This window comes from Burkholderia sp. AU17457, assembly GCF_002223255.1.
GTDB classification, from domain to species: Bacteria; Pseudomonadota; Gammaproteobacteria; order Burkholderiales; family Burkholderiaceae; genus Burkholderia; species Burkholderia sola.
Window position 1 is genome coordinate 1 of record NZ_NKFB01000011.1, and the last position, 1,569, is coordinate 1,569.

The 1,569-nt window shown below is 66.9% G+C and carries 2 protein-coding genes; both read right to left on the reverse strand.

Translation table 11 applies throughout. The features are described 5' to 3' along the window. Nucleotides 1-19: 19 nt before the first annotated feature. On the reverse strand, nt 20-847 hold the full coding sequence (locus tag CFB49_RS35330) for a hypothetical protein (protein ID WP_089437596.1): 828 nt from the start codon (nt 845-847) through the stop codon (nt 20-22). A gap of 120 nt (nt 848-967) precedes the next feature. Further along, nucleotides 968-1,555 (reverse strand): tetratricopeptide repeat protein, encoded by a 588-nt coding sequence (locus CFB49_RS35335; RefSeq protein WP_089493126.1) that lies wholly within the window; start codon nt 1,553-1,555, stop codon nt 968-970. Between the last annotated feature and the right edge of the window lie 14 nt (nt 1,556-1,569).

Here is a 1,569-nt window from a genome sequence, read left to right on the forward strand (position 1 = left end):
CCCCGCCGGCCCGGCGACGTCAGTTGACCTGCAGCTGGCCACCGCGGCCCAGCCCGCCCTTGACGTCCTGCGCCTTGTAGCTGCGCAGCGCCACGACCATCTTGTTCCACGCGTCGATGAACGCGACGACCGTCGCCTTGCCTTCCGGCGTCGTCGAGAAGCCGGCGAGCCCGCCGCCCACCCCGCCGCCGAGGCCGCCCAGCGCCGCGCCGTAGTTCGTCGCCGTCGAGCTGCCTTCCGACGCCGCGATCTGCACCGCCGAGCGCACGTCGAACAGCGTCAGCGTCACCACCGACGCCTTCGTCTGCAGGTGGCCCGCCACCGCCGCCACCGCGCTGTTGCCGATCAGCCCGCCGATCATGCTGCCGATCCCGCCGATCGGCGAATCGTTGATCACGATCTGCGGTTCCATGTAGTAGTCGGCCGCGACGCGCTGGCCCTTCTGCTGCTTCGAGCCCGCGCGGTATTCGCCCGAGTTGCGCTGCAGCTGCGTGATGCGCGACAGGCGCGCGTCGCTCTTCTGGTTGCCGATCGACGTGATCACGAAGCAGTTCGACTGCTGCACGGCCAGCCGCAGCAGCGGGTCGATGCTCGTCACCTTGGTCGCGCTGCCGAACGGGCCCCACCAGTCGGCGTTGCGGCCGTCGTCGACCGCGATCGTGCCCAGCGGCGACGCGCAGCGCTGCAGTTGCGAATCGGCGCCGGCGCTCGCGCCGCCTGCCGCCGCGCCCGTCACGCCGGCGTTCTGCCCGCCGGGCGTCACCACGCCGCCGCAACCCGCGACGCACGCGCCAAGCGCTGCAACCAGCGCGCCTTGAGTGAGACGTTGGGAAAGGTTGGTCTTCATGTCGTTGTCGGTCGATTAGAGTCGTTGTTCGGCTTATGTGTTCGTGCGAACGTCGATAAGCCCCCCGGCGTGGCGCGCGATGGTGGTCTCCCCGCTGCTGCCCCGTTGCTCGATACCCGGTCAGTAGTACCAGTACGTCTGTTGCCAGACGCCGTAGTACGGATAGCCCGAGTACCAGTAGCCGTAATACGTGTCACGCCATTGCGTGCGCCACTTCCAGTCTTCTTCGTCTTCTTTCTTGGCCTTGCGCGCGAGTTCGAGCAGCTTTTTCGATTCCTTGTCGCCGCGGCCCGCCGCGATCGACAGCCACTTCTCCGCTTCGCGCGCATCCGAGCCCATTTCCTCGAGGCCGAACAGGTAGAAACCGCCGAGCGCCTTTTGCGCGTTCAGGTCGCCGCGTTCGGCGGCCTCGCGCATCCACTTGAGCGCCTGGTAGCTGTCCTGGCGCACGCCGTCGCCGCGGAAATAGCGCAGGCCAAGATCGTAGGCGGCCTTCGGCTGGGTCTTCGCGGTTTGCTTGAGCGCGGCGATGCGTGGATCGTCGCGGTCTTGCGTATCGTCCCTTTTTTGATAGGAGACCTGATCTTTAGGGCGATCGGAACAACCTGTGTCGTCGCAAATCCGTACCGTGCCGGCGGTGATCGACGGATCCTGCGCGCACGCGGCCAGCAGCAACAGCAGCCCCGGTGCGAGTAAACGGCGATACATGGGTACTTTCCTCA

What these genes read in the sequence shown, in the direction of transcription:
- CFB49_RS35330 (WP_089437596.1), bottom strand. Translation starts at nt 847, where the DNA reads ATGAAGACCAACCTTTCCCAACGTCTCACTCAAGGCGCGCTGGTTGCA.
- CFB49_RS35335 (WP_089493126.1), bottom strand. Translation starts at nt 1,555, where the DNA reads ATGTATCGCCGTTTACTCGCACCGGGGCTGCTGTTGCTGCTGGCCGCG.